General features: G+C 66.8%; 1 protein-coding gene. It reads left to right on the top strand.

Annotated features, from left to right (window positions below):
- Positions 1–268 (top strand): TIGR01244 family sulfur transferase (locus tag V0R37_RS22275; protein ID WP_420376578.1); only part of this gene is annotated, 268 nt, incomplete at both ends.

The following is a 268-nucleotide window of genomic DNA, read 5'->3' as shown; positions in this document are numbered from 1 at the left end:
CGATTTTGCCCAAGTGCAGCAATGGCTGGCCGCAGAAGGCATTGACGATGTGCAGCACCAGCCCGTGGTGGCACCCGCCATTCAGGCCGGCGATGTGGCCCGCTTTAAAGCGCTGCGCCAAAGCAGCCACACGCCCGTGCTCGCCTATTGCCGCACCGGCACCCGCTGCTCGCTGCTGTGGGGGCTGGACCAAGCCGCCGCCGGCATGCCGGTGGCCGAGATTATCGCCGCCGCAGGGCAAGCCGGCGTGGATTTGGGCAATTTCACC

Origin of the sequence: Pollutimonas rozaliensis (assembly GCF_048751585.1) — a bacterium.
In the GTDB taxonomy this organism is placed as follows: Bacteria; Pseudomonadota; Gammaproteobacteria; order Burkholderiales; family Burkholderiaceae_B.
Note: the sequence above shows the minus strand (reverse complement) of the source record. Positions and strands in the feature narration are given on the sequence as shown.